Annotated in this window: 23 protein-coding genes; 13 read left to right on the top strand and 10 right to left on the bottom strand. The window is 70.4% G+C overall.

Annotated features, from left to right (window positions below; genetic code table 11):
* Positions 1-351 precede the first annotated feature (351 nt).
* Positions 352-1,245, top strand: a complete 894-nt coding sequence (dapA, locus tag EX20_RS01370; RefSeq protein ID WP_034192518.1) for a 4-hydroxy-tetrahydrodipicolinate synthase — start codon at positions 352-354, stop codon at positions 1,243-1,245.
* Positions 1,246-1,700: 455 nt separating this feature from the next.
* Here dapA and EX20_RS01365 read toward each other — a convergent pair whose 3' ends face one another.
* Positions 1,701-2,774, bottom strand: a complete 1,074-nt coding sequence (locus tag EX20_RS01365) for a LysR substrate-binding domain-containing protein (protein ID WP_131929069.1) — start codon at positions 2,772-2,774, stop codon at positions 1,701-1,703.
* Between the two features lie 106 nt (positions 2,775-2,880).
* Here EX20_RS01365 and EX20_RS01360 point away from each other — a divergent pair, with 106 nt between their 5' ends.
* Positions 2,881-4,338: an MFS transporter gene (locus EX20_RS01360; protein ID WP_034192516.1), complete on the top strand. Its 1,458-nt coding sequence runs from the start codon at positions 2,881-2,883 to the stop codon at positions 4,336-4,338.
* 177 nt (positions 4,339-4,515) lie between these two features.
* Here EX20_RS01360 and EX20_RS01355 read toward each other — a convergent pair whose 3' ends face one another.
* Genes EX20_RS01355 through EX20_RS01345 form a run of 3 tightly spaced genes read right to left on the bottom strand, consistent with a single transcriptional unit; the run spans position 4,516 to position 8,501 of the window.
* Positions 4,516-6,741, bottom strand: a complete 2,226-nt coding sequence (locus EX20_RS01355; RefSeq protein WP_034192515.1) for a xanthine dehydrogenase family protein molybdopterin-binding subunit — start codon at positions 6,739-6,741, stop codon at positions 4,516-4,518.
* Positions 6,738-7,736: an FAD binding domain-containing protein gene (locus EX20_RS01350; protein ID WP_011886194.1), complete on the bottom strand. Its 999-nt coding sequence runs from the start codon at positions 7,734-7,736 to the stop codon at positions 6,738-6,740. The genes EX20_RS01355 and EX20_RS01350 overlap by 4 nt, the downstream gene beginning before the upstream one ends.
* 18 nt (positions 7,737-7,754) lie before the next feature.
* Positions 7,755-8,501, bottom strand: a complete 747-nt coding sequence (locus EX20_RS01345; RefSeq protein WP_034192514.1) for a (2Fe-2S)-binding protein — start codon at positions 8,499-8,501, stop codon at positions 7,755-7,757.
* A 544-nt stretch (positions 8,502-9,045) separates the two neighbouring features.
* Here EX20_RS01345 and EX20_RS01340 point away from each other — a divergent pair.
* Together EX20_RS01340 and EX20_RS01335 are read left to right on the top strand one after the other, a co-directional pair.
* Positions 9,046-9,339 (top strand): hypothetical protein, encoded by a 294-nt coding sequence (locus tag EX20_RS01340; RefSeq protein ID WP_011886196.1) that lies wholly within the window; start codon positions 9,046-9,048, stop codon positions 9,337-9,339.
* 49 nt (positions 9,340-9,388) lie between these two features.
* Positions 9,389-11,509 carry a phosphocholine-specific phospholipase C gene (locus EX20_RS01335; protein ID WP_011886197.1) on the top strand — a complete coding sequence of 707 codons (2,121 nt, stop codon included), beginning with the start codon at positions 9,389-9,391 and terminating at the stop codon, positions 11,507-11,509.
* A 42-nt stretch (positions 11,510-11,551) separates the two neighbouring features.
* On the opposite strand, the gene EX20_RS01330 is transcribed toward EX20_RS01335, so the two are convergent.
* On the bottom strand, positions 11,552-12,175 hold the full coding sequence (locus EX20_RS01330) for an RBBP9/YdeN family alpha/beta hydrolase (RefSeq protein ID WP_011886198.1): 624 nt from the start codon (positions 12,173-12,175) through the stop codon (positions 11,552-11,554).
* Between the two features lie 243 nt (positions 12,176-12,418).
* Between EX20_RS01330 and EX20_RS01325 the strand changes: the two genes are divergently transcribed.
* From EX20_RS01325 to EX20_RS01305, 5 genes are read left to right on the top strand one after another with little or no spacing between them, the layout of a single operon-like run.
* Positions 12,419-12,856 (top strand): VOC family protein, encoded by a 438-nt coding sequence (locus EX20_RS01325; protein WP_011886199.1) that lies wholly within the window; start codon positions 12,419-12,421, stop codon positions 12,854-12,856.
* Positions 12,857-12,860: 4 nt separating this feature from the next.
* A complete protein-coding gene (locus EX20_RS01320; protein WP_034192513.1) occupies positions 12,861-13,802 on the top strand; it encodes a 2-hydroxyacid dehydrogenase in 942 nt (313 codons plus the stop codon).
* A gap of 29 nt (positions 13,803-13,831) precedes the next feature.
* Positions 13,832-14,764 (top strand): hydroxymethylglutaryl-CoA lyase, encoded by a 933-nt coding sequence (locus tag EX20_RS01315; RefSeq protein ID WP_011886201.1) that lies wholly within the window; start codon positions 13,832-13,834, stop codon positions 14,762-14,764.
* A gap of 23 nt (positions 14,765-14,787) precedes the next feature.
* On the top strand, positions 14,788-15,294 hold the full coding sequence (locus EX20_RS01310) for a YbaK/EbsC family protein (RefSeq protein ID WP_011886202.1): 507 nt from the start codon (positions 14,788-14,790) through the stop codon (positions 15,292-15,294).
* Positions 15,291-15,497 carry a DUF1289 domain-containing protein gene (locus EX20_RS01305; protein WP_011886203.1) on the top strand — a complete coding sequence of 69 codons (207 nt, stop codon included), beginning with the start codon at positions 15,291-15,293 and terminating at the stop codon, positions 15,495-15,497. Before EX20_RS01310 ends, EX20_RS01305 begins: the two co-directional genes overlap by 4 nt.
* Before the next feature lie 267 nt (positions 15,498-15,764).
* On the opposite strand, the gene EX20_RS01300 is transcribed toward EX20_RS01305, so the two are convergent.
* On the bottom strand, positions 15,765-16,667 hold the full coding sequence (locus tag EX20_RS01300) for a DMT family transporter (protein ID WP_034192512.1): 903 nt from the start codon (positions 16,665-16,667) through the stop codon (positions 15,765-15,767).
* Between the two features lie 112 nt (positions 16,668-16,779).
* On the opposite strand from EX20_RS01300, the gene EX20_RS01295 reads away from it, so the two are divergent.
* Positions 16,780-17,271: an Lrp/AsnC family transcriptional regulator gene (locus tag EX20_RS01295; RefSeq protein WP_014723769.1), complete on the top strand. Its 492-nt coding sequence runs from the start codon at positions 16,780-16,782 to the stop codon at positions 17,269-17,271.
* 92 nt (positions 17,272-17,363) lie between these two features.
* On the opposite strand, the gene EX20_RS01290 is transcribed toward EX20_RS01295, so the two are convergent.
* A complete protein-coding gene (locus EX20_RS01290) occupies positions 17,364-18,260 on the bottom strand; it encodes an alpha/beta fold hydrolase (RefSeq protein ID WP_011886206.1) in 897 nt (298 codons plus the stop codon).
* A gap of 274 nt (positions 18,261-18,534) precedes the next feature.
* Here EX20_RS01290 and EX20_RS01285 point away from each other — a divergent pair, with 274 nt between their 5' ends.
* Positions 18,535-19,494, top strand: a complete 960-nt coding sequence (locus tag EX20_RS01285; protein WP_014723770.1) for an NAD(P)H-dependent flavin oxidoreductase — start codon at positions 18,535-18,537, stop codon at positions 19,492-19,494.
* A gap of 204 nt (positions 19,495-19,698) precedes the next feature.
* Here EX20_RS01285 and EX20_RS01280 read toward each other — a convergent pair whose 3' ends face one another.
* From EX20_RS01280 to EX20_RS01270, 3 genes are all read right to left on the bottom strand, one after another.
* On the bottom strand, positions 19,699-20,658 hold the full coding sequence (locus EX20_RS01280) for a LysR family transcriptional regulator (RefSeq protein ID WP_011886208.1): 960 nt from the start codon (positions 20,656-20,658) through the stop codon (positions 19,699-19,701).
* 177 nt (positions 20,659-20,835) lie between these two features.
* Entirely contained in the window at positions 20,836-21,912 is a 1,077-nt protein-coding gene (locus EX20_RS01275; protein ID WP_034192511.1) for a porin, read from the bottom strand.
* A 340-nt stretch (positions 21,913-22,252) separates the two neighbouring features.
* A complete protein-coding gene (locus EX20_RS01270) occupies positions 22,253-22,756 on the bottom strand; it encodes a hypothetical protein (protein ID WP_034192510.1) in 504 nt (167 codons plus the stop codon).
* A 356-nt stretch (positions 22,757-23,112) separates the two neighbouring features.
* Here EX20_RS01270 and EX20_RS01265 point away from each other — a divergent pair, with 356 nt between their 5' ends.
* Together EX20_RS01265 and EX20_RS01260 are read left to right on the top strand one after the other, a co-directional pair.
* Positions 23,113-24,150 carry a bile acid:sodium symporter family protein gene (locus tag EX20_RS01265; RefSeq protein ID WP_011886211.1) on the top strand — a complete coding sequence of 346 codons (1,038 nt, stop codon included), beginning with the start codon at positions 23,113-23,115 and terminating at the stop codon, positions 24,148-24,150.
* Between the two features lie 258 nt (positions 24,151-24,408).
* Positions 24,409-26,250 carry an EAL domain-containing protein gene (locus EX20_RS01260; protein ID WP_034192509.1) on the top strand — a complete coding sequence of 614 codons (1,842 nt, stop codon included), beginning with the start codon at positions 24,409-24,411 and terminating at the stop codon, positions 26,248-26,250.
* Positions 26,251-26,517: the final 267 nt, after the last annotated feature.

Genomic DNA, 26,517 nt, shown 5'->3' with positions numbered 1-26,517 from the left:
GCGCCTTCCAATCTGTCGTGGAAAGCAAATCTGGAATTCTGCTAACGCGGCACGCCGGCTCGCGCGCGCGCCGGCCGCGGTGTTAAGATCGCCGCTCAGCCCTTTTCCGGTCCATCCATGTCCGCTGCTCCGCGCTCGCTGTCGATCCTCGCCGCCACCGCGGCAGGTGTGCGCGCGGCCGGGCTGAAACTGAAAAAACGACTCCTCGACTGACGGGGACGTCGCGTCCCGTCAGGCGAATGCCGGACGGGATGCCCGCGGGTCGTTGCTTTCTCCTTGCCCGCATGCCTCGCTCCGGCGCCCGCCGGCGGAACGGTTCCTCTCCACTCCGTTCTCACCATGAGGCTTTGCATGCACACACGTTTCGAAGGTATCTGGCTGCCGATCATCACGCCGCTCCACGACGGCGAGGTCGACCACGGCGCGCTCGCGCGGCTCGCGCGCCATTACGCGGCGGCCGGCATCACCGGCTTCGTCGCGGGCGCGACGACCGGCGAGGGCGTGCTGCTCGACGCGCGCGAACAGGATGCGGTGTTCGCGACGCTGCGCGACGCGGCGCCCGGCATGCCGATCGTCGTCGGGCTCACCGCGAGCGCGACCCGCTTCGCGGCCGCCCGCGCACGCGAGCTCGCCGCGCTGCGGCCCGACGGGCTGCTCGTCACGCCGCCCGTCTACGTGAGGCCGACGCAGGACGGCATCCGCCGTCACGTCGAGGCGATCGTCGCCGCGGCCGATGTGCCGGTGCTCGTCTACAACATCCCGTACCGCACCGGCGTGAACGTCGAACTGGAGACCTTGCAGGCGCTCGCGCGCGATGCGCGCGTGGCCGGCGTCAAGGAGTGCGGCGGCACGCTCGACCGGCTGAGCCGGCTCGTGCACGACACGCCGCTCGCGATCCTGTCCGGCGACGACAACCAGAACTTCGCGGCGCTCTGTGCAGGCGCGCACGGCGCGATCGCGAGCAGCGCGCACGTGCTGCCCGAATGGCACGTGCGCATCCACGCGCTGCTGCGCGACGGCCGCCTCGCCGACGCGCGACGGCTGGCGGTCGCGTTGCAACCGCTCGTCGCGGCGCTGTTCGCCGAGCCGAATCCCGCGCCGGTGAAGGCGCTGCTGGCCGCGCAAGGATGGTGCGAAGACGGGCTGCGGTTGCCGTTCGTGCCCGCGAGCGCCGCGTTGCGCGACAGGCTCGGCGAGCTGTGGGCGGCGCTGCAGGCGCACGCGCCGGCGGTTGCGGCGGTGTAGGACGAGGGGTATGGGCGCGTGGGGCCGGCTGGGGTGGGGGTCGGAGTACGGCGAGGCGGTCGGTGTGCCGGGGCGCCGGGTGAACCGCAAGCGGTGCGTTTCGCCGACCGGACGGCGCCGCTGCGCGACACGGCCGTCGGCGCGCGGGCGAGTGAGCGAGTGAGCGAGTGAGCGAGTGAGCGAGTGAGCGAGTGAGCGAGTGAGCGGGCGAGCGGGCGAGCGGGCGAGCGGGCGAGCGGGCGAGCGAACGAGCGAGCGGGCGAGCGCGCAGGCGAGCGGGCGAGCGGGCGCGCAGGCGAGCGGGCGAACGCGGCGGACGATCGAACGGGCTACCGTCGATGCGGCGGCGTGCCGGACGCTCACGCCGCCCATCGAAGCCTGAGCGCCAGCGGCGAGCGCGCCCGCCCACTCTCAAACTGCACGCGCCGCCTCGCCCGACACCGCCCCGACGAACCTCAGGCCGCCAGCGCCACCGCGTCGCGCCGGGTCGCGTCGCGCACGGCCTGCGTCACGATCTGTGCGAGCCGTTCCACGGTCGGCGTCGCCGACGACGTGCGGCGCAGCAACAGCAGCGGCAGGCTCGGCAGCGCGGGCAGGCCGCACGCGGCCGTGTCGAGTGCGCGCACCGACGCGGGCAACCCGTAATGCGAGCGCACCGTGACGCCCAGCCCGGCCGCCGCGGCCGCCCATAGTCCGGCCAGGCTCGGCGTGGTGAACGCGACGCGCCACGGCAAGCCCGCGCGGTCGAGCGCGTCGGTCGCCGCGGCGAAGAAGCGGCACGGCCGGTCGAACACGACGAGCGGCAGCGGCTCTCCACGCTCTGCCTGCTCTGCCTGCTCTGCCTGCTCTGCCTGCTCTGCCGGCGCACCCGGCGTGCGCTCCGCGGCGGCGCTCGCAGCGCCGTCGCGTGCGGCATCCGGCATTGCGCCGGCGTCGGCCACGCCGACGTCGCCCGCGCCCACCGCCGCGATCCACTGCATCGGCACCTGGGCGATCGCATCGCTGTCGATGCCCGCGCGCGACATCAGGCTCGCCGATGCCGGATCGCCCCACACGAGCGCGAGATCGAGCTGGTTCGCGTCGAGCCGCTCGAGCAGCTCGGCATTGCGCGCGACGCGCGCCTCGATCCGCACCTTCGGATGCGCGCGCGCAAAACGCCCGAGCACGTCGGGCAGGATCGCTTCGCCGAAATCCTCCTGCAGCCCGACCCGCACCCAGCCGTCGAGATTCACGCCGCGCACGGCCGCGGCCGCTTCGTCGTTCAGTTCGATCATGCGGCGCGCGTAGCGCAGCATCGCGTCGCCCGCGTCGGTCAGCGCCAGCCCGCGCCCGGCCTTCACGAACAGCGGCGTGCCGGCCTGCTCCTCGAGCTTGCGGATCTGCGCGCTCACCGCCGACGACGAGCGCGCGACGCGATCGGCCGCCTTCGTGAAGCTGCCGAGGTCGACGCCCGCCACCAGGCTGCGCAGCGCCGCGACATCGAAATTGGGACGCGCAAGCGCGGCGTCGCTAGGGTCTCGCATCGGCATCTCGATCATCCCGTTTTGTCGAACGATTCATCAAAAACTTTCCAATTTTCAGGATGAATGTAGGTCGCCACACTGACGATGTCAATTTGCACACGGACCCGTCGTCATGGATACCTCCTGCCTCGCTTCCCCGTCCGCGCGCGCCGGCGCTGCGCGCGGCCCGGCGCATCGCTGGCGCGTGCTCGCTGCCGGCGTCGCGGCGAACATGAGCTTTTCGGCCGCCGCGGCCGGCATTCCGACCACCGCCGTGTGGATGCGCTCGGCCTATCACCTCGACAACGCCGCGCTCGGCCTCGTGCTCGGCGCGCTGGGCTTCGGCGTCGCGCTGTCGGAGTTGCCGTGGGGCATCGCGGCCGATCGCTTCGGCGATCGGCGCGTGCTGCTCACCGGCCTCGTCGCGACCGCCGCGATGCTCGCGGTGATGGTCGCCGCGATCGTGCCGAGCGCGCATGCCGTGCCGCCGCTGCTGCGCGTCGTGGCGGCGATGTGCTGCGTCGGCCTGCTCGGCGGCAGCGTGAACGGTTCGAGCGGACGCGCGGTGATGCGCTGGTTCGGCGAACGCGAACGCGGGCTCGCGATGAGCATCCGGCAGACGGCCGTGCCGCTCGGCGGCGGCGTCGGCGCGGCGCTGCTGCCGGCGCTCGCGTCGCATGCGGGCTTCGCCGCGGTGTACGGCGCGTTGATGCTGCTGTGCGCGGGATCGGCGGCGCTCACGTGGCGCTGGTTGCACGAGCCGCCGGGTGGGGTGGTTGCGTTCGCGCCGTCCGCCACTTCCGCCACTTCCGCCACTTCCGCCACTTCCGCCACTTCCGCCGCATCGGTCGCATCGGTCGCGACGGCTACATCCGGCGCATCGGACTCATCGGTCGCATCCGCCGCATCGGTCCCATCGGCAACATCCCGCACATCCGACTCATCGGTCGCATCCGTCGCGCCGGCCACCTCGAGCACCTCGACCACGCCGCCCGCCGCACAGCAAGCGTCCGCCGCTCCCGCGCGCGGCCCGCTGGCGAGCGCCCGCGTGTGGCGCATCGTGCTCGGCATCGGCGCGTTGTGCGCGCCGCAGTTCGCGGTGCTCACGTTCGCGACCGTGTTCCTGCACGATTTCGGCCGGCTCGGGCTCGCCGGCATCAGCACGGCGATGGTCGCGCTGCAGGCCGGCGCCATGGTGATGCGCGTGTGGAGCGGCCGCCATACCGACCGGCACGGCAACCGGCGTGCGTACCTGCGCGGGTCGGTCTGCGTCGCGGCCGGCGCGTTCTCGCTGCTCGCCGCAGCGACGGCCGCCAGCCCCTACGTTCCGCTCGGCGCGATCGTCGCGATTCTCGTGTTCGCCGGCATCTGCGTGTCCGCGTGGCACGGCGTCGCGTACACCGAACTGGCGACGCTCGCCGGCGCGAACCACGCGGGCACCGCGCTCGGGATGGCGAACACGGTCGTCTATCTCGGCCTGTTCGCCACGCCGCTCGCGATCCCGCCGCTGCTCGCCGTCAGTTCGTGGAGCGTCGTATGGCTCGCGACCGCGTTGATCGCTGGGGCGACCTATCCGCTGTTCGCGCGCTAACTCACGAGCTAATCGACGGACCAAGCCACCCGCCGACTCACGCGCGGGCGAGTCGGCGCGCGGCACACGCCACGTGATACACGCGGCACATGCAGCCGCAGCCGCACGCGACCGCACCGCGCGCGACAACGCCCGATGCACAGCAACTTGCGGCGCAGAACCCCGCGCCGCTGACGCTCAGCCCATCGCCGACGTCACCACCTTGTCGAGCGTGATCGGCAGATCGCGCACGCGCACGCCGGTCGCGTGATAGACGGCATTGGCGATCGCGGCCGGCACGCCGGTGATGCCGATCTCGCCGATCCCGCGGATGCCGAGCGGATTGAAATGCGTGTCGCGCTCGTCGACGAAGATCACGTCGAGTTCGCCGATGTCCGCGTTCACCGGCACGTGATATTCGGCGAGGTTCGCGTTCGTGAAGCGGCCGTGCCGCACGTCGAGATACGACCCCTCCTCGAGCGCGGTGCCGAGCCCCCACACCATGCCGCCGATCAGCTGGCTGCGCGCCGTCTTCGCGTTCAGCACGCTGCCGACGCTGTATGCGCCGACGATGCGCGGCACGCGGATCGTGCCCAGCTCGGCGTCGACGTGCACCTCCGCGAACACCGCCCCGAACGAATGCGACGCATAGCGCGACTTCTCGTCGCCCGGCTTCGTCGTCGCCTGCACGTCGATCGGCCGGCCGCCCGCGCGCGCGATCACCGCCGCGGCGGGATCGCGCCGCGACGGATCGCGGCGATGCACGACCCAGCCGTCGTCGACCGTCACGTCGTCGGCCGCGACGCCGTGCAGCGGCGAACCGGGTGCGCCCACGGCCAGCGCGATCAGCTGCGCGCGCGCCTGCAGCGCGGCCTCGCGCACGGCAGGCGCGACGCTCGCCGCCGTCTGCGAGCCGCCCGACACCGGCGCGCGCGGCAGCCCGGAGTCGCCCAGCACGAAACGCACGTCGCGCACCGCGAAGCCGAGCGCGTCGGCGGCCACCTGCGTCATCACCGTGTAGGTGCCCGTGCCGATGTCCTGCGTGCCCGATGCCACTTCGGCCGTGCCGTCCGGCAGAATGCGCGCGCGCGCCGACGCCTCGCTGCGGTTCGCCGGGTACGTGGCGGCCGCCATCCCGAGGCCGATCAGCGTGTCGCCGTCGCGCATCGTGCGCGGCGCGCCGGTGCGGCGCGACCAGCCGAAGCGCTGCGCGCCGAGCCGGTAGCACGCGCGCAGTTCGTTGCTCGACCACGGCTTGCCGTCCTGCGGATCGACCTGCGCGTAGTTCGCGAGCCGCAATTCGACCGGGTCCATCCGCAGCTGCCACGCGAGCTCGTCCATCGCCGACTCGAGCGCGAACGACCCCGACGCCTCGCCCGGCGCGCGCATGAAGGTCGGCGTGCCGACGTTCAGCGACACGATCCGGTGCGTCGTCGCCTGGTTCGGCACCGCGTACATGATCCGCGACGGCATCCCGCACATCTCGGTCCAGTCCTCGAACGTCGAGGTGGTCACGACCGAATCGTGGCGCATCGCGGTCAGCGTGCCGTCGGCGCGTGCGGCCAGCACGACGCGCTGCTCGGTGTACGGCCGCGAGCCGACCGGGCCGAACATCTGCGGCCGCGTCAGCACGAGCCGCACCGGGCGACCGGCCTGCTTCGCGGCCATCGCGCATAGCGACACGTGCGACCACGACGAACCCTTGCAGCCGAAGCCGCCGCCGAGGAACGGCGACAGCACGCGCACCTGCTCCGGCGCGATGCCGAACACCGCGGCCACCGCGGTGCTCGCGCCCGACACGCCCTGCGTCGCGTCGTGCAGCGTGAGCGTCGGGCCGTCCCAGCGGGCCATCGTCGCATGCGGCTCGATCGGGTTGTGATGCTGCATCGGCGTCGTGTAGGTCGCGTCGATGCGCACCGCGCCTTCGCGCAGCCCCGCGTCGACGTCGCCGCGCTGCGTGTCCATCGGCCGCCCCTGCTGCTTCGGCGGCACGCGCGCGGCCGCCTTCTCGCGCGCGAAATCGAGCGCGGCGGCGCCCGGGCGATAGCGCACGCGCACCGCATCGGCGGCGGCGCTCGCCTGCTCGAGCGTCTGCGCGACGACGACCGCGACGGGCTCGTTGCTGTAGCGCACCGTGTCGTCCTGCAGCAGCGTGAGGTGCCGGCCCGCGGGCGGCGACAGCGGCGGCCGGCCGCCGTTGGGCAGCCGCATCGCGTTCTCGTGCGTGATCACGAGCAGCACGCCGGGCATCGCCCGCGCACGCGCCGTGTCGATCGATTCGATCCGCCCGGCCGCGATCGTGCTCGTCACGAGCACCGCGTGCGCGAGCCGCGGATCGGCGAATTCCGCCGCGTAATGCGCGCCGCCCGTCACCTTCAGCATGCCGTCGACGCGATCGAGCGGCTGTCCGGTCAGCGTGTTCATGCTGCACCTCCATTGGCTGCGGCGCGTTTCACCGCGCGCACGATCGCGCGCTGCGCGAGCGCGACCTTGAACGCATTGCCGTCGAGCGGCCGCGCATCGCGCAGCGCGAGCGCGGCGGCGTCGTGCAGCAACGCATCGGTCGGCGCGCGTCCCGCGAGATGCTGCTCGGCGAGCGTCGCGCGCAGCGGCTTGTGCGCCACACCGCCGAGCGCGATGCGCGCCTCCTCGATGCGCGCGCCGTCCATCCGCAACGCGGCCGCCACCGACACGAGCGCAAACGCGTAGCTCGTGCGATCGCGCACCTTCAGGTAATGCGCATGGCCGGCGAAGCGCGGCGGCGGCAGGTCCACCGCGGTGATCAGCTCGCCGGGCGCGAGCGTCGTGTCGAGATCGGGCCGGTCGCCGGGCAGGCGGTGAAACGACTCGAACGGAATCTGCCGCGCGCCGCGCGGGCCGCTCACCTGCACGACGGCGTCCAGCGCGGCGAGCGCAACGCTCATGTCCGACGGGTTCACCGCCACGCACTGCGGGCTCGCGCCGAGAATCGCGTGCATCCGGTTGTGGCCGCCGATGGCCGCGCAGCCGCTGCCCGGCTCGCGCTTGTTGCATTGCGCGAAGGCCGTGTCGTAGAAGTACGGACAGCGCGTGCGCTGCATCAGGTTGCCGCCGATGGTCGCCATGTTGCGCAGCTGCGCCGACGCGCCCGCGAGCAGCGCCTGCGACAGCAGCGGATAGTCCGCGCGGATGCGCGCATGATCGGCCGCATCGCTGTTGCGCACGAGCGCACCGATCCGCAGCCCGCCGTCGGGCAGCGCGTCGACCGTATCGAGGCCCGCGATGCGCGTGATGTCGATGAGCGCGACCGGTCGCGCCACGCCGCCCTTCATCAGATCGAGCAGGTTCGTGCCGCCGCCGATGAACGCCGCGCCCGGACGCTGCGCCGCGCGCACCGCGCCGGCGACGTCGGCCGCACGTTCGTAGGTGATCGCTTCCATTGCGATGCCCTCCGCCGGCTATGCGCTCGCCGCGTGCGCGGCGCGCACGGCGGCGACGATGTTGGAATACGCGCCGCAGCGGCACAGGTTGCCGCTCATGCGTTCGCGGATCTCGGCGTCCGTCAGCTGCACCGGGCGATGCCGCACGTCGGCGGTGACCGCGCTCGCCGCGCCGGCCGCGAACTCGTCGAGCAGCGCGGTCGCGGCGCACACCTGGCCGGGCGTGCAGTAACCGCACTGGAACGCATCGTGTGCGACGAACGCGCGCTGCACCGCGCTCGGCACGCCGTCGCGCGCGAGCCCTTCGACCGTCGTGATGCGCTGGCCTTCGTGCATCACCGCGAGCGTCAGACACGCATTGATGCGCCGCCCGTCGACGAGCACCGTGCAGGCGCCGCACTGCCCGCGGTCGCATCCCTTCTTCGTGCCGGTGAGCCCCGCGTACTCGCGCAGCGCGTCGAGCAGCGTGACGCGCGGCTCGAGTTGCAGCGTGTACGCGCGTCCGTTGATGTCGAGATGCACCGGCCGCGCGGGCACCGCGTCGCGGTGCGCAGGCGGCGCTGCGGCGGCCTCGCCCTGCGCATGCACGTGCGGCGCGGCGCCGACCGTCGCGGCGGCCGCCGCCGATTGCAGGAAGCGGCGACGCGCCGCGCTCGACGGCGTATCGGCCGGCTGCGACGGCGCCGGCCGGCCTTCGCCGAGCGGCGCGCGCGACGCGGCGCGCCCGGGTTCGGCAGATGAGGAATCGGATCGATCGGTGGACATGAGTTCTGCTCGCTCGATGAGGGATGGACGCGGATAGGCGGCCCGTGCCGGACCGGTCGTGCGCGAGCGCGCGCGCAGCGGCCCTCGGAGCAATTCCGGTGCCGCGCAGCAGCGATGCCGGCGTGCGTGCGCCGAGCACTCGGCCGGGATCGCGATGCGCGGCCGTATCCGAGCGCTGGATGGCGGCACGCTGACGCGCTGCTGGCAACGCGCCGACGAAGCGGCAACAAATACCGGCTCGCGGCATCGGAGGCGACATATCGACCGCCGCTCGCGCGCTGGCCGCCGCGCACTGCGCGCGCATCGCGCGCGGCACGGTTCGCGCCTTCGCGTTGCACACGCATGTAAATGCGGCACGTCGTGCGCGTCCCGCTGGCAAATTCCGCCATGCACGTCTGCCTCATGCAGCCTTCGCCGAAAGCCACGGGACAGCTTCGCGAAAGCGTTTCGCGATCATGTTCCGGTCGCAAACCATTCACCGAAACGTCGCATCGCGCCGGCATACTGGAAAACGTTTGCCGATCAGCCTGCCAGGAGAGAAGTGATGCGTCGTGTCGTCGTTGCCGCCGTTCTGTGTGCCACCGCGCTCGTCGCCGCCTGCAGCGACGACGCGCCGCACGACGAGCAAGCGGCCGACGCGTCGCAGCAGGCCGGCGCGTCGTCGGGCACCGCGAGCGCGTTCAACAGCGATGCCGGCGCGCACGCTGCCGCGGCGGATGCCGCGCCGCTCGCGCCGCCCGTCGTCCACTTCCCGCCCGACGACGACGACGATGCAAAACCGGCTGCCGATGCGTCGGCCGCCGCGGCACCGGCCGCCGCTGCCTCGTCGCCGCATTGATCGCGCCGTCCCCGCTCCCGTCCCGTTCGCAGAACCGAGGTAAAACGACATGACGTCATCCAGCCGCCGCCGTTTCCTGCATACCGTCGCGCAATCGGCGGGCGCCGCCGTCGCGCTCAACGCCTTCCCCGAATCGATCCGCCGCGCGCTCGCGATTCCCGCCGCGCGCGGCACCGGCACGATCCGCGATGTCCAGCACATCGTCGTGTTCATGCAGGAGAACCGCTCGTTCGACCATTACTTCGGACACCTGCGCGGCGTGCGCGGCTACAACGACCGCTTCCCGATCCCGCTGCCGAACGGCAAGCCGGTGTGGTACCAGCCGTCGAAGGAGGATCCGGGCAAGCCCGTGCTGCCGTTCCGGCTCGACACGAAGACGACCAGCGCGCAATGTCTCGGCGCGCTCGACCACTCGTGGGCGAAGACGCACGCGGCGATCGACGGCGGCCGCTACGACCAGTGGCCCGCGAACAAGACCGACATGACGATGGGCTATCACGTCCGCGACGACATCCCGTTCCACTACGCGCTCGCCGATGCGTTCACCGTCTGCGACAACTATTTCTGCTCGCTGCCGGGGCCGACGCACCCGAACCGCTCGTATCTGATGACCGGCACGATCGACCCGACCGGCAAGTTCGGCGGCCCGCTGCTCGACAACGCCGACTACGTCGACGGCGACCTGCCGCCCGCCTACCAGCTGCTGTCGTGGACGACCTTCCCGGAACGGCTCGAGGCGCGCGGCGTGTCGTGGCAGATCTACCAGCAGGGGCTCACGTGGGCCGATCCGTACAACGGCAACTACGGCACCAACATCCTGCAGAACTTCGCGAACTTCATCGACGCGAAGCCGGGCTCGTCGCTGTATCAGCGCGCGCAGACGGTGCGCACGCTCGACAACCTGAAGGACGACGTGATCAACGACCGGCTGCCGCAGGTGTCGTGGCTGCTGCCGCCGGCCGCGTTCTCCGAGCATCCGAAATACACGCCCGCGTACGGCGCGAACTACACGTCGCAGATCCTCGACGCGCTGACGTCGAACCCCGACGTGTGGGCGAAGACGGTGCTGTTCATCATGTACGACGAGAACGACGGCTTCTTCGATCACGTCGTGCCGCCGCAGCCGCCGACCTCGGCCGCGCAGGGCGCCTCGACGGTGACCACCGACGGCGAGCTGCACACGGTCGTGAACCCCGGCCGCGGCGGCAGCTATACGGCCGACGGGCTGCCGTACGGCCTCGGGCCGCGCGTGCCGATGACGGTCGTGTCGCCGTGGTCGAAGGGCGGCTTCGTGTGCTCGCAGGTGTTCGACCACACGTCGGTGATCCGCTTCATCGGCGAACGCTTCGGCGTCGACGAGCCGAACATCACGCCGTGGCGCCGCACCGTGTGCGGCGACCTCACCGCCGCGTTCGACTTCCGCTCGTCGGACGCGACCTTCCCGGCGCTGCCCGACACGAGCCAGTACCGCTCGATCGCCGATCAGCAATGCACGTCGCAGCCCGCGCCCACGGTGCCCGCGACGCCGTCGCCGATCGATCCGCAGGAGCCGGGCGTGCGGCCGGCGCGCGCGCTGCCGTACGAGCTGCACGTGAACGCGAGCATTTACGGCGGCAACACGCTGCGCATCGAGTTCGCGAACCGCGGCAACCAGGGCGCGCACTTCCACGTGTACGCGACGAACCGCACCGACGGCCCGTGGCGCTACACGGTCGGCGCGCGCCGCGTGCTGCACGCGGACTTCGATCTGACCGAGACGAACGGCGCGTATGCGTTCTCGGTGTACGGCCCGAACGGGTTCGTGCGGGTCTTCGCGGGCGACGTGTCGGCCGCGACGGCGCGCCGCCGCAACCATGCGCAGCCCGAGGTGAAGGCCGGCTACGACGTCGCGAACGGCAATCTGTATCTGAAGCTGCGCAATCACGGCAGCGGCCACGTGACGTTGACGCTGACCGACAACGCGTACGGCGCGCCGTCGCGACAGGTCACGCTGCACGGCGGCGACGAGCGCGTCGAGCAATGGGCGCTCGCGGCGAGCCATCATTGGTATGACGTGACGGTGAGCGACGGCGCGAACCCCACGTTCTCGCGGCGCTTCGCGGGCCACGTCGAGAACGGCCGGCCGAGCTATTCGGACCCGGCGGCGGTGAAGCCCGTCACGGTGTCGTAAGCGGGGTGACGCGGGGTGTGACGCGGGCGCGCGCCGCGCGCGTCACACCGCATGCGCGAGCGCGCGCTCGACGAGCGCGCGGTCGAAGCCGTCGGCCGCGTCGCGAAAGCGCAGCGGCGCCGCGCAATGCACGAGCGTGTCGATGAAATACTTCGCGCGCGGCCACGGCCCGAAGCCCGCCGCGGTGTTGACGTGCCCCGCGTCGCCGAGGTTCACGAACGCGCTGCCGAGCTGCCGCGCGAGCGTGCGCGCGTCGGCGAGCGGCATCCACGGATCGGTCTCGCTGCCGATCACGATCGACGGCACCGCGAGCCGGCGCGCGTCGAACGGCCCGGCGAACGTGAACTTCTTCGGACTGGCCGGCGCGACGAGCAGCACGCCCGCGACGTCGGCGGCCTGCGGCCATTGCGCGAGCGCATGCGCGGCGGCGAGGCAGCCGAAGCTGTGCGCGGCCAGCACGAACGGGCCGCGCTCGCGCTCGAGCAGCGCGCGCACCGACTGCGCCCAGCGCACGAGGTCTGGCGCATCCCAGTCGGCCTGCTCGACGCGCAACGAACGCGCGAACTGCCGTTCGAGCCAGCTCTGCCAGTGGGCGCCTTCGCTGCCGTGCAGGCCCGGAACGGTCACGAGCCGCGGCGGCCACGCCGATTTGCTGCATGCGCGCATGATTGCCCTCGCTTGCGTTGCTTGAAGACGAGCGTCGATTCTCGCGCGCCGCGCATCGCGGCCGAACCAATTTTTTGTGCTTTGCTTGTGCGCGGGCTGCACGCGCCGCGGCCGCTCGGCGTCGCCGGCAGCCCGGCGACGGCGCAACGCGCCGCGAGACCGTAGAATGTGGGCTTCCCGCTTGCCATGCACCGGATCGGAGCCGCGCGCCGCCGCGCCGTTCCGGTCGACAGGAGATGCCCGATGTCCGCTTCGCCCGCCGGCGCGCTGCGCCCGTTCCATCTCGCCTTCCCCGTGACGAGCCTCGCCGCCGCGCGCGCGTTCTACGGCGGCCTGCTCGGCTGCGCCGAAGGCCGCAGCTCGGAACACTGGGTCGACTTCGACTTCTTCGGTCACCAGCTCGTCGCGCATCTCGCCCCTGACGAGACCGGCAGGAGCGCGGTGAATCCGGTCGACGGCGACGACGTGCCGGTGCGCCATTTCGGCGTCGTGCTGTCGATGGACGAATGGCATGCGCTCGCCGATACACTCCGCGCCGCGCACACGCGTTTCGTGATCGAGCCGCACATCCGCTTCAAGGGCGAGGTCGGCGAGCAGGCGACAATGTTCTTCCTCGATCCGTGCGGCAACGCGCTCGAGTTCAAGGCATTCGCCGACATCGGCCAGCTGTTCGCGAAGTAAGCGGATGAAGCTCCTGTTCTATACGCCGCACCAGGAAGCCGGCGCATGGCGCGACGCGCTCGCGCACGCGCTGCCCGACGCCGAGCTGCGCGAGTGGCAGCCGGGCGACACGGCCGCGGCCGACTACGCGCTCGTGTGGCGCGCGCCGCGCGCGCTGTTCGCGCCGCGCGAGCGGCTGCGCGCGATCTTCAATCTCGGCGCCGGCGTCGATGCGCTGCTCGCGCTCGAGCGCGCGCATCCCGGCACGCTGCCGCCCGACGTACCGCTCGTGCGGCTCGAAGATTCCGGCATGGCGCAGCAGATGATCGAATACGTGACGCACGCGGTGCTGCGCTACCTGCGTCGCTTCGACGAATACGACGCGCTGCAGCGCGAGCGGCGCTGGGAGGTGCTCGAGCCGCATCCGCGCGGGCGCTTCACGGTCGCGGTGCTGGGCCTCGGCGTGCTCGGCGCGCAGGTCGCGCAGGCGCTCGCCGCGCTCGGCCTGCCGGTGCGCGGCTACAGCCGCAGCCCGAGGCAGCTCGACGGCATCGCGACCTTCGCCGGAGAGCATGCCTTCGACGCGTGCATCGACGACGCGAAGGTGCTCGTCAACCTGCTGCCGAGCACGCCCGACACCGACGCGATCCTGTCCGCGCGCACCTTCGCGCGGCTCGCGCCGGGCGCGTACCTGGTGAACGTCGCGCGCGGCGCGCATCTGGTCGAAGCCGACCTGCTCGACGCGCTCGCGAGCGGCCGCATCGCGGCCGCGACGCTCGACGTGTTCGAGCACGAGCCGCTGCCCGCCGACCATCCGTTCTGGCAGGCGCCGCGCATCACGATCACGCCGCACAGCGCCGCGCTGACGCTGCGCGACGAAGCCGTCGAGCAGATCGCGGGCAAGATCCGCGCGCTCGAGCGCGGCGAGCCGATCGGCGGCATCGTCGACCGCGCGCGCGGCTACTGAATTCGCACAACATGACACTGGAGACAACCATGACGTTCCCCACCGCCGTCAAGATCGTCGAAGTCGGCCCGCGCGACGGGCTGCAGAACGAGAAGGCCTTCGTGCCGACCGACGTGAAGATCGCGCTCGTCGACCGGCTGTCGCGCGCCGGCTTCCGCAACGTCGAGTCCGCATCGTTCGTGTCGCCGAAGTGGGTGCCGCAGATGGCCGACGGCGCCGACGTGATGGCCGGTATCGAGCGTCGCGCGGGCACCGTGTATTCCGTGCTCACGCCGAACCTGAAGGGCTTCGAGAACGCGCTCGCCGCGCGCGCCGACGAAGTGGTGATCTTCGGCGCGGCGAGCGAGGCGTTCTCGCAGCGCAATATCAACTGCAGCATCGCGGAAAGCATCGCGCGCTTCGAGCCGGTCGCGCAGGCGGCGAAGGACGCCGGCCTGCGGCTGCGCGGCAGCGTGTCCTGCGCGCTCGGCTGCCCGTACCAGGGCGACGTGCCGGTCGCGTCGGTGGTCGACGTGGTGGAGCGCTTCGCCGCGCTCGGCTGCGACGAGATCGACATCGCCGACACGATCGGCGTCGGCACGCCGAAGCGCACGCGCGAGGTGCTCGCGGCCGTCACGCGCGTGTTCCCGCGCGAGCGGCTGTCGGGCCACTTCCACGACACCTACGGCCAGGCGCTCGCGAACATCTATGCGGCGCTGTTCGAAGGCATCGAGATCTTCCACGCGTCGGTGGCCGGCCTCGGCGGCTGCCCGTACGCGAAGGGCGCGACCGGCAACGTCGCGACCGAAGACGTGCTGTACCTGATGCAGGGCCTCGGCATCGACACCGGCATCGACCTCGCGCAGGTGGTCGCCGCCGGCGACTTCATCTCCACTGCGATCGGCCGCGCGAACGCATCGCGCGCCGGTCGCGCACTGCTCGCCCGCGCGCAGAGCGCCGCCGACGCGCCGAGCTGCACCTGAGCCTCACACTTCCGGACTCACCCATGACGACACCCACTCCGTTCGACACCCTCCCCGATTCCGCGCGCCGCGTCGCGCTGCTGCTGCGCGAACGCGGGCATGCGAAAGACATCGTGATGCTCGCCGAAACCGGCAAGACCTCCGCCGAAGCCGCGGCCGGGCTCGGCTGCGCGGTCGCGCAGATCGCGAAGTCGATCCTGTTTCGCCGCGAGTCGGACGGGCTGCCGGTGCTGGTCGTCGCGAGCGGCGCGAACCGCGTCGACGAAAAGAAGGTCGCGGCGCAGGTCGGCGCGGTCGGTCGCGCGGACGCGAAGTTCGTGCGCGACAACACCGGCTATGCGATCGGCGGCGTCTGTCCGATCGGCCATCTCGTCGAACCGGTCACGCTGATCGATGCGGATCTCCTCGCGCTCGACAGCCTGTGGGCGGCCGCCGGCCATCCGCACGCGGTGTTCAACCTGTCGCCGCAGGAGCTCGTCGCGCTGACGGGCGCGCCGGTCGCCGACGTCGCGCTGCGCAACGACGCATGAGCGACACGCCGGTACCGGTCGGCACGGTGACCTCGCCGTGCACCGACGTCTGCAGGATCGATCCGCGCACCGACTGGTGCGCGGGCTGCCTGCGCACCCGCGACGAAATCAAGGGATGGCGCGCGTCGGACGACGACGCGCGACGCGCGCTGCTCGCGCGCCTCGATGCGCGCCGACGGCTGATCGCACGCAGCGGCGCATAAAAAAATGCCGTTCGGCCTGCGTGGCGAACGGCATGAGATCGGAATCCTGTGAACGTGATCAACGTCACAGCCCGCATCATACGAGCGACCGTGCTGCATCGCATCGGGTGTTTCCCTACAACTTCTTACAGTGGCGTGGGGGAGTGAGCGGGGGGCGCGGATCGGGCTTGGGGTGTCGAACGGCGGGCATCGGGCATCTGCCGTCGCCGGCAAGCCATTGCAGCAAATCCCGGCCGCGAGCCCTGACGGCAAGCCGGAGCGCGCGTCTCAGTTGCCGGGCGCCGCGCGGCGCGCCGGCACGATGCGCCAGCCGAGGTTCACGCCGGCCGCCGCGACGAGGATCAGCAGCGCGCCGAGCACCTGCGTCCACGCGAGCGTCTGCCCGTACGCGATGCGATCGACGACGATCGCGACGACCGGATAGACGAACGACAGCGCGCCCGTCATCGCGACCGGCAGCTTCTGGATCGCGCCGTACAACAGCACATACATCACACCCGTGTTGATCACGCCGAGCACGACGAGGTCGAGCCACTGCGCGGCCGTCGCCGGCAACGTGCCGAACTGCGCGAACGGCGCGAGCAGCACGACGCCGAGGCCGACCTGCAGCAGCGCGAGCAGATGCGGCGGCGTGCCCTTCAGATGCTTCGTGACGATCGACGACAGCGCGTACAGGAACGCCGCACCGAGCGACAGCGCCACGCCTTCGAGATATTCGCCGGGCACCGCGAGCACCGCCGGCTCGACGCGCACCACGCAGACGAGGCCGATGAACGCGACCGCGAGCCACGCGAGCGTCGACGCGCCGATCCGCTCGCGGAACACGATTGCGCCGAGCGCGACGAGCATGAACGGCTGCGTGTTGTAGACGGCGGTCGCCATCGAGATCGACGCGCGCGAATACGCGGCGAACAGCAGCAGCCAGTTCGCGACGATCGCGAGGCTGCCGAACGCCGCGAGCGTGAGCATGCGCGGCGAGAACAGCGCGCGGCGCAGCATCCCGAGCGCCGCGCAGACGATCGCGAGCGTCGCCGCGCCGAACACGCAGCGAAAGAACACGACGTTGGACAGCGGCTGCTGCGACGACATCACGAGCCAGCCGATCGTGCCGGACATCAGCATCGCGACCAGCATCTCGGCGGCGCCGCGGCGGATTTCGTTCGAGGCCATCGTGGGCTCCGGTGGCGAGGGAAGATGACTTCGATTCTAGGAGCTTGCTTTCCGTGCATCCACGGCTAGACTGAAGCGAAACCGCCGATTCACCTTCGAAACCAAAGCGATCATGTCGAAACGCCTTTCACCGCCGGCCGCGGTATCGCTGGACGCGACCGACCGCGCGATCGTCGCCGCGCTCGCCGACGATGCGCGCATCGCGACCAGCGAACTGGCGCGGCAGATCGGGCTGTCGGCGCCCGCGACCGCCGATCGCGTGCGGCGGCTCGAAGCGCAGGGCGTGATCGCCGGCTTCACGGTCGAACTCGATCCGCGCGCGCTCGGCTACACGCTGCAGGCGATCGTGCGCGTGAAGCCGTTGCCGGGACAACTGCATCTCGTCGAAGACGTGCTGCGGCGCATTCCTGAATTCGTCGAATGCGACAAGGTCACCGGCGAGGACTGCTTCATCTGCCGGCTGTACCTGCGCACGATCGAGCACCTCGACGACATCCTGTCGAAAGTGACGGAGCGCGCCGAAACGAGCACGGCGATCGTCAAATCGACGCCCGTGCCGCGCCGCCTGCCGCCGCTCGTCGACGACGACGCGGGGCGACGCTGACGGGCACTGAAAGCGACTACGTACCACTCAGCGCCAGCGCGCGTGACCAATGCGAGCGCGCCGGGCGCGCATACTGCCGCTTGTACTGCCGCTCAAGCAGCCGCGTCGCGCGCGTCGAAGAACGCCAGCAGTTCGTCGATCAGCGCCGTGGGCGCTTCTTCCGGAATGTAGTGGCCGCAGTCGAGCGCGCGGCCGCTGACGTCGCGCGCGACGCGCCGCCATTCTTCCAGCGGATCGAAGCACCGTGCGACGGTCCCGTTCGCGCCCCACAGCACGCGCAGCGGGCACGCGACCTTGTTGCCGCGCTCGAGGTCCGCACGATCGTGTTCGAGATCGATCGTCGCCGAGGCGCGGTAGTCCTCGCACATCGCATGCACGGCGCCCGGCTGCGCGAGCGCCGCGCGATAGGCGTCGAGCGCCTGCGGCGCAAACGGCGCGAGTCCGGCCGAGCGATTGCCCATCACGCGCTCGATGTACGCGTCGGTGCGGCCTTCGATCAGCGTTTCGGGCAGCGGCTCCGGCTGGATCAGGAAGAACCAGTGGAAATACGCGGTCGCGAACGCGCGGTCGGTCTGCTCGTACATCGCGAGCGTCGGCGCGATGTCGAGCAGCATCATCCGCTCGACGGCCGCCGGATGATCGAGCGCGAGCCGATGCGCGACGCGCGCGCCGCGATCGTGTGCGCACACGTGAAATTGCGTGAAGCCGAAATGACGCATCACTGCGAGCTGATCGGCGGCCATCGCGCGCTTCGAATACGGCGCATGCTGCGCATCGCTCGGCGGCTTGCCCGACGCGCCGTAGCCGCGCAGGTCGGTGGCGATCACCGTGAAATGACGAGCGAGCGTCGCGGCGACGCGATGCCAGATCATGTGGGTTTGCGGGTGACCGTGCAGCAGCAGAAGCGGCGGCCCCGCGCCTCCTTTGACACCGAAGATGTCGGTGTCCTGCACCGTCACGCGAAACGGTGCGAACGCGTCGAACGACATGGTTTGTTTCTCGTCGGTTTGTTATTGGCCGGTATTGTAGGAGGCTTGGCACATCGCTGCGCGCAATCAACAGCCGAATGCGTAGAGACAGAACACTCCCTCGATTGTCGGCACGCCGTGCGCTTTGCTAAGCTCGCGTAGAATCGCACGATCGTTCGTATTAATACGGACGCGCCGCTGCGCAGCTACACTCGAACTTTCGTTCGACTGCAAGCACCGATGCCGGCGTCGGCACGCACACGACCCGGCCGCCCTCGAGACTGGAGACAATCACATGGCATTGCCCGCTGTCCTGCAGAATCTGACGCTGCCCGTCATCGCGTCGCCGATGTTCATCGTCAGCTATCCCGAACTCGTGCTCGCGCAATGCAAGGCGGGGATCGTCGGATCGTTCCCCGCGCTCAATGCGCGCCCGGCGGAACTGCTCGACGAGTGGCTCACGCAGATCCAGTCGGCGCTGGCCGACCACAAGGCGCAGCACCCGGATGCGGTGATCGGCCCGATCGCGGTGAACCAGATCGTCCACCAGTCCAACGAACGGCTCGAGCACGACGTGCGCGTGTGCGTCGAACACAAGGTGCCGATCTTCATCACGAGCCTGCGCGCGCCGGCGCGCGAGATCGTCGACGCGGTACACAGCTACGGCGGCATCGTGCTGCACGACGTGATCAACCTGCGCCACGCGCAGAAGGCGCTGGAAGCAGGCGTCGACGGGCTGATTCTGGTCGCGGCCGGCGCCGGCGGCCATGCGGGCACGACGTCGCCGTTCGCGCTCGTCGGCGAAGTGCGCAGGATGTTCGACGGGCCGATCGTGCTGTCGGGTGCGATCGCGAACGGCGGCTCGATCCTCGCCGCGCAGGCGATGGGCGCGGATCTCGCGTACATGGGCACGCGCTTCATCGCGACGCAGGAAGCGCACGCGGTCGAGGCGTACAAGCACGCGATCCTCAACGCGAAATCGTCGGACATCGTCTATACGAACCTGTTCACCGGCGTGCACGGCAACTACATCCGCGAGAGCATCGAGCGAGCCGGCCTCGATCCGGACGCGCTGCCGGAATCGGACAAGTCGAAGATGAATTTCGGCAACGACAAGGCCAAGGCGTGGAAGGATATCTGGGGCGCCGGCCAGGGCGTCGGCCTGATGGACGACCTGCCGAGCGTCGGCGAGCTCGTCGAGCGGCTGAAACGCGAGTACGACGACGCGAAGGCGCGGCTCGGCATCGCACGCTGACGGATACGCGCGGCGCGGGCGCCGCGTGTGCGGCGCGCGGAGGTCGCGCGCACGTCACGCATGCGCCATCACGCGGACCACTGCAAGTCGCACGCACCGCGAGCGCGTCGTGTCACTGGCGTCAACCGCGCCGCAATAAAAAAAGCGCGAACCCAGTTACGGTTCGCGCTTTCTTCATCGACGCACGCTCGCGTGCAAACCCAGTCAAGCTCGCTTGATTCGCGTGATCGGCAGCACGCGCAGCCGCGCCTCGATCGACGGGCACAGCGACTGCCCTTCGAAGCGCGCGGCGAGGAAATCGACGAACGAGCGCACCTTCGCCGATACGTGACGGCGGCTCGCGTACACCGCATAGATCGGCGCCTCGTGCGGCGGCACCGCGTCGAGCAGCAGCGGCACGAGCCGGCCGGATTCGATGTCGTCGCCGACCACCTCGGTGCCCAGCAGCGCGATGCCCGCGCCCGCGAGCACGGCCGCGCGCAGCCCTTCGAGATGGTTCACGATCAGGTTGCCGTTCAGGTTCACGCGCGACGCGGCGGCCGCGTCGATCACCAGCGCATCGAGCGCCGAGGCGCTCGACTCGCGCCGCAGATAGTTGTGGTACGCGAGATCGGCGATCGTCTGCGGGGTGCCGCGCCGCTCCAGATAATCGGGCGACGCGACCAGCAGAATGTGCGCGGTCGCGATCTGCCGCGCGACCAGCGACGATGACTTCAATCCGTTCGGCGCCGCGCGCACCGCGACGTCATAGCCTTCCTCGATCAGATCGACGACACGGTCGGACAGCGTCATGTCGACGGTCACGTCCGGGAACCGTCCCGCATAGTCGGTGACGGCCTGCATCACGTGCCGCAAGCCGAACGCCGACAGCGACGTCACGCGCAACCGCCCCTGCGGCACGACGCTCGCGGCGCCCACCGCCTGCCCTGCCTCGTCGAGTTCCGACAGCGCCTGCACGAGGCGCTCGTAGTATTCGCGTCCCGCCTCGGTCGGCGCGACGCGTCGTGTCGTACGATGCAGCAGCCGCGCGCCGAGCTGCTGCTCGAGATGCATCACGTGCTTGCTCGCCATCGCGGCCGACATCTGCATGCGCTCGGCCGCGCCCACGAAGCTGCCTACTTCGACGACGTACCGAAACACATTCATGCTGACGAGGGTATCCATCGAACTAGCCCGCAATTCCTAGGTAATCATGCAATTTGGCAATAGGGTAACAAAGGCGAGGAAACATAAAGGTCAACAAACGCAAAACGGCGCCGCGGTGAGCGGCGCCGTTCGTGGGCGGGCAGGCCGACATGCCGGCCGCGCGCGCAGCGTCTGCGCGCGCGGCGAATGCGCGAATCAGAACTTCGCGCGAATGCCGGCGCCGAACGTGTTGCCGTTCGACAGCCCGCTGATGTGGTCGTTCATGTACGCGGCGTAGACGTCGGTGCGCTTGGACAGCGGGTAATCGTAGCCGACGGCCCAGGTCTGGCGCGTCTGGTCGAGGCCGCCGGCGTCGCGCGAGTACGCGTACGACGCCATCGCGTTGCCGACGCCGAGCGGCACCGAGACGCCGCCCTGCGCGGTGTTCACGTGCCAGCTGCCGCTTGCCTGATCGTTCTTCGTATACATGTACTGGCCGAACAGCTTCACGTACTTCAGGTCGTAGGTCGCGCCGACGAGCCCGATGCCCTGGCTCTTCAGGCCGGTCACGAGCGAGCTGAGATCCTGCGGGCCGTTGTTGAAGTTCACGTACTGGTAGACGGCGGTCGCCGCGAACGGGCCGTTCGCGTAGTTGAACTGGGCGCTCCACTTCTTCGAGCGGTTGTCGCCGGCCGTGTTGCCGAGCGCATACATCGCCGCGAAATTCAGGCCGCCGAACGACGGCGACGTGTACGACAGCGCATTGTTCCAGCCCGAATCGCCGACCGCGCCCTGGTCGCTCGGATAGGTCGGGAAGGTGCCGAGGCCGAGGAACACGTGGTACACCATCGGCGAGAACGTGTACGAGTCGTAGAACGGGTTGAACAGGATCGTCGACAGGAACAGGTGCGTCGTCAGGCGCCCCGCCGTCACCGTGCCGTACGGCGAGCTGACGCCGACGTACGCGTTGCGGGCGAAGAACGTGTCGCCCTGGAAGCGGCCGAACTGGCCGTTCTGCGCCCGGAAGAAGCTCTCCACCGTGAAGATCGCCTTGTAGCCGCCGCCGAGATCCTCCGCGCCGTGCAGGCCCCAGTACGACGTCGACATCCCGCCGCCCGACACGTTCCATGCGCGATCGCTGCCCGGGAACTTGGTCGCGCCCACCCACTCGTCGACCTGACCATAGAGCGACACGCTCGACTGCGCATGGGCGGGTGCGGCGGCGGCGACGCAGGCGGCCGCGGCGATCAGGTTGACGGACGTGCGCGACGCACGGCGAGCGAATGCTTTCATGGGATCTCCAGGTTTTGTCGATAGTCGATAAGCGGCGCGAGCGTTGTTTTTGGGGCCGAGTGCTTGCGTCGTGTGGGGCGCAGCCATCTTTACGGAAGATTTATCCGACCAAAATTGCGCGCACTTATTGCGGGTATAGCGGCGGCATTAACTTCTCGGCGCGAAGATGCGCGGCGGCGCATCGCGGCGGCCCGGCGCGGGACGGACACGCGGCCGGCCGGCCGCGCGGCGCGCGTGCCGGGCGCGAAAGATAGCGCAATGCGTCGGGAAAATCAGCGGAAATGTGTGGGCGACTGTGGCGAATTCGCATCACAGCGCGGGGGACGAGCGCGCGGTGCGCTCAGTTTCGGTAGAACGGCGAGAAAAACGGCGAGCGGCCGGATTCTTCCTGCGCACGCGGCGGCGGCATCGGACGGCCGCCGCGCTCCTCGTTGTAGCGCGCGACGTCCGCGCGAATCGAGCCCGCGCGCAGCGGCACGTTGCCGCCGCCGGACGGATGCGGCACCTGGCGCGAATCGGCGCTGATCGGCCGGTATGGGTTCTGCGCGGCGTAATGACCGTACGACGGCGTCGGCCGCAGCCCCCAGCGGGCGCCGTAGCCGTTCACGCCGCCGCTGCGCACGCCGCCGGCCGGCGCACCGCGACGCCATACCGGTACGCCCGCGGCCGGTTGGCCGTATGCGCGCGTGCCGGCGCCGAGGCCATGACCGAAGCCGTGACCGAAACCCTGGGCGCCGAAACCTGCGCCGCCGCGCGGCGGCTGGGCAAGCGCGAGCGGCACCAGCAGCGCGCAGAGCGCCCCTGCCACCCATCGTCCGATCTTCCGTTTCGCCCGTTCCGCCATCGCTCAGTGCCTGTTGCGGCCCGCAGCCGGACACTCCCCGGCCGACGCAAGCCTTTCAGCAGTAATTTATGGGTGGCCCGAAACGGTGTCGAGCCAAAAAGTGTTAGGTCGCCGGCATCGGTGTAACACCATGTTACTGCTAGGTTTTTTCACTTCCTGACGCGATCGTCGCAGAACATTCTTCGGTGGATTGGCGCAGATTTCGACCCGCCGCGACACCGGCTCCCGTGCAATGGAATCATCAATCGATTCCCACAATGAATTTGTGTATTGAATTCGCTGGCCGGACAATAGCGGCTTCGCGCGCGCGACACGCGCGCCTGCCTCCCGCCGTTGTTTCCGACTCGAGTTTCACCATGGCCCGTCCACGCTTTCTTCCCGACAATTTCACGCTCGCGCTGGTCGGCACCGTCGTGCTGGCGAGCCTGCTGCCGTGCCACGGCGCGGCCGCGCATGCGTTCAACTGGGCGACCAACGTCGCGGTCGGCCTGCTGTTCTTCCTGCACGGCGCGAAGCTGTCGCGCGAAGCCGTCATCGCCGGCGCGACCCACTGGCGGCTGCATGCGGTCGTGCTGCTCAGCACCTTCGCGCTGTTTCCGCTGCTCGGCCTCGCGCTGAAACCCGTGCTGCAGCCGCTCGTCACGCCGACGCTCTACGCCGGCGTGCTGTTCCTCTGCACGCTGCCGTCCACGGTGCAGTCGTCGATCGCGTTCACGTCGATCGCGAAGGGCAACGTGCCGGCCGCCGTGTGCGCGGCCTCGGCGTCGAGCCTGCTCGGGATCTTCGTGACGCCCGCGCTCGTCGGGCTGATGATCACGTCGCAGTCGGCCGCGGCCGCGTCGCCGTGGAGCACGGTCGGCAGCATCGTGATGCAGCTGCTCGTGCCGTTCATCGCGGGGCAGCTGCTGCGTCCGGTGATCGGCCGCTGGATCGACCGCAATCGCGGCGTGCTGCGCTTCGTCGATCAGGGCTCGATCCTGCTGGTCGTCTACGTCGCGTTCAGCGAGGCCGTGAACCAGGGGCTGTGGCATCAGATTCCGGCGCGCGCGCTGGGCGGCCTGCTGATCGTCAACATCGTGCTGCTGGCGATCGCGCTGCTGCTGACCACCTTCGTCGGCAAGCGGCTCGGCTTCAACCGCGCCGACCAGATCACGATCATCTTCTGCGGATCGAAGAAAAGCCTCGCGGCCGGCGTGCCGATGGCGAAGGTGATCTTCTCCGCGCAGGCGGTCGGCGCGATCGTGCTGCCGCTGATGCTGTTTCATCAGATCCAGCTGATGACATGCGCGGCCCTCGCGCAACGCTGGGGCGCGCGCGACACGAGCGGCGAAGATGGGGAACCGGTCGCCGCGAGCGCACGCGGCGGCCGCGGGCTGAACGCGGGCAGGCGCTGACGCGGGCGGGCGCAGTGGCGTAGCGGTAGGAGGCGGTTGGCTGGGTGCTTGCCGCGGGCGGGGTTCGCGGGCTGCGGCGTTGTGGGTTTTGCGGTCCCGGCTCGCTCTCGCTTGCGGCTGCTCGCCTGCGCGCCGTGCCCTCTTCGCCGCTCGCCGCACACCGATGCACCATCCACGTGCATCAGGTCACGAAATCTTCACTCAATTGTCCGCGCGAGTTGCCGTTAAAGTCTGGCGTACCCTCGCTTCAGCCCGCCCATGCCTCCGCCCTCTTCCGGCTCCGCTGCCGCCGTCACCACGCGCCTGATCGCGGAGCGCGCGCTCGCCGCCGTATTCCAGCCGATCGTCGATCTCGCGTCGGGCACCGTCGTCGGCTACGAAGGGCTGATCCGCGGCCCGCGCGGCACCGATCTCGAAGCGCCGAACGCGCTGTTCGCGCAGGCCGCCCGCGACGGCGCCACCATCGCGCTCGAACAGGCGGCCGCGCTCACCTGCATCGACGCGTTCGCGGCGCTCGGCTGCGACGGCAAGCTGTTCCTCAACTTCAGTGCGCGCACGATCGTGCAGCTCGCGCGTGAACGCGAGCGCGCGCGGCAGCTGCTCGCCCGCGCGGGCGTGTCCGCCGAGCGCATCGTGATCGAGCTCACCGAGCAGGCGACGATGCCCGACATCGCGCGCATCGGGCCGGCGGTCGAGACGCTGCGCGATGCGGGCATCCAGTTCGCGCTCGACGATTACGGCACCGCCAACGCGAGCATGAACCTGTGGCTGCGCCTGCATCCCGACGTCGTGAAGATCGACCGCTTCTTCATTCACGACATCGCGCGCGATCCGCTCAAGTTCGAGGCGGTCCGGGCGATGCAGCACTTCGCGCAAGCAAGCGGCGCGAAGCTGATCGCGGAAGGGATCGAGAACGAAAGCGACCTGACCGTCGTGCGCGACATCGGAATCTGCTGCGTGCAGGGCTTCCTGCTCGGCCGGCCGAGCGCGCGCCCGTCGTCGCTGCTCGCGCCGGCCGCCCGCGACGCGATTCATACGCCGCACATCGCGGTGTTTCCCGGCGCGACGCGCAGCGTGCGTCCAGCCGCGACGATTGCGGCGAAGATGCTGGTGCCCGCGCCGGCGCTGCCGCGCGACGCGACCAACAACGACGTGCTCGATCTGTTCAACCGGATGCCCGGCCTGCACGCGGTCGCGCTCGTCGAAGCCAGCCGGCCGGTCGCGCTGGTGAACCGGCACGGCTTCATCGACCGCTTCGCGCTGCCGTATCACCGCGAGGTGTTCGGCAAGAAGCCGTGTCTGCAGTTCGCGAACGATGCGCCGCTGATGATCGACAACGCGACGACGGTCGAGCAGCTCGCGATGCTGCTCGCGCGCCACGACCAGCGCTATCTGGCGGACGGCTTCGTGATCACCGAACACGGCCGCTACGTCGGGCTCGGCACCGGCGAGAGCCTGGTGCGCGCGGTGACCGAGATGCGCATCGAGGCCGCGCGCTACGCGAATCCGCTGACGTTCCTGCCGGGCAACATCCCGATCAGCGCGCATATCGACCGCCTGCTCGCGCGCGACGCCGGCTTCCACGCGTGCTACGTCGACCTGAACCAGTTCAAGCCGTTCAACGACCAGTACGGCTACTGGCAGGGCGACGAAGTGCTGAAGTTCGCCGCGACGGTGCTGGCCGGCGTGTGCGATCCGCAGCGCGACTTTCTCGGGCACGTCGGCGGCGACGATTTCCTGGTGCTGTTCCAGCGCGACGACTGGCAGGCGCGCGCGACCGAGGCGATCGCGCGCTTCAACGAAGGCGCGCTGCGCTTCTATACGCAGGCCGACCGGCTGGCGGGCGGGCTGCGCGGCGAGGACCGCCACGGCAACGCCGCGTTCTTTGGCTTCGTGACGATGGCGATCGGCGCGGTCGGCGTGCCGGCCGGCGCCAACGACGCGATGCGCTACGGCAGCGACGAGATCGCGTCGGTCGCCGCGCTCGCGAAGCGACGCGCGAAGCAGCAGCCGGGCGGACTCGCGGTCGTCGACCTCGACGCCGGCCGCGCCGCGCTGCGCGAGCGCGGCGAGCCGCCGCGCGCCGCGGTGGCCTGCTGAACGACGGGCGGAGACCGGCGGGGCGGGCGGTTGGCGGGATCGGGTAGCCGGCGCGCGCTTCGTACGCTTGCGCGCGCTTCGTACGCTTGCGCTCGCTCTCGTACGCTTGCGCTCGCTCTCGTTCGCTTCATTCGCCTCGTCCGGCCCCGTCCGCTTCGTCCGCTTCGTCCGCTTCGTCCGCTTCGTCCGCCTCGTTCGCCTCGTTCGCCTCGTTCGCCGCCCCGGCCCCCGCCACCGCGCCGCGCCCCTTCTCTGGCCGCCGCTCCC

Source organism: Burkholderia sp. WP42 (assembly GCF_000745665.1).
In the GTDB taxonomy this organism is placed as follows: Bacteria; Pseudomonadota; Gammaproteobacteria; order Burkholderiales; family Burkholderiaceae; genus Burkholderia; species Burkholderia vietnamiensis.
Note: the sequence above shows the minus strand (reverse complement) of the source record. Positions and strands in the feature narration are given on the sequence as shown.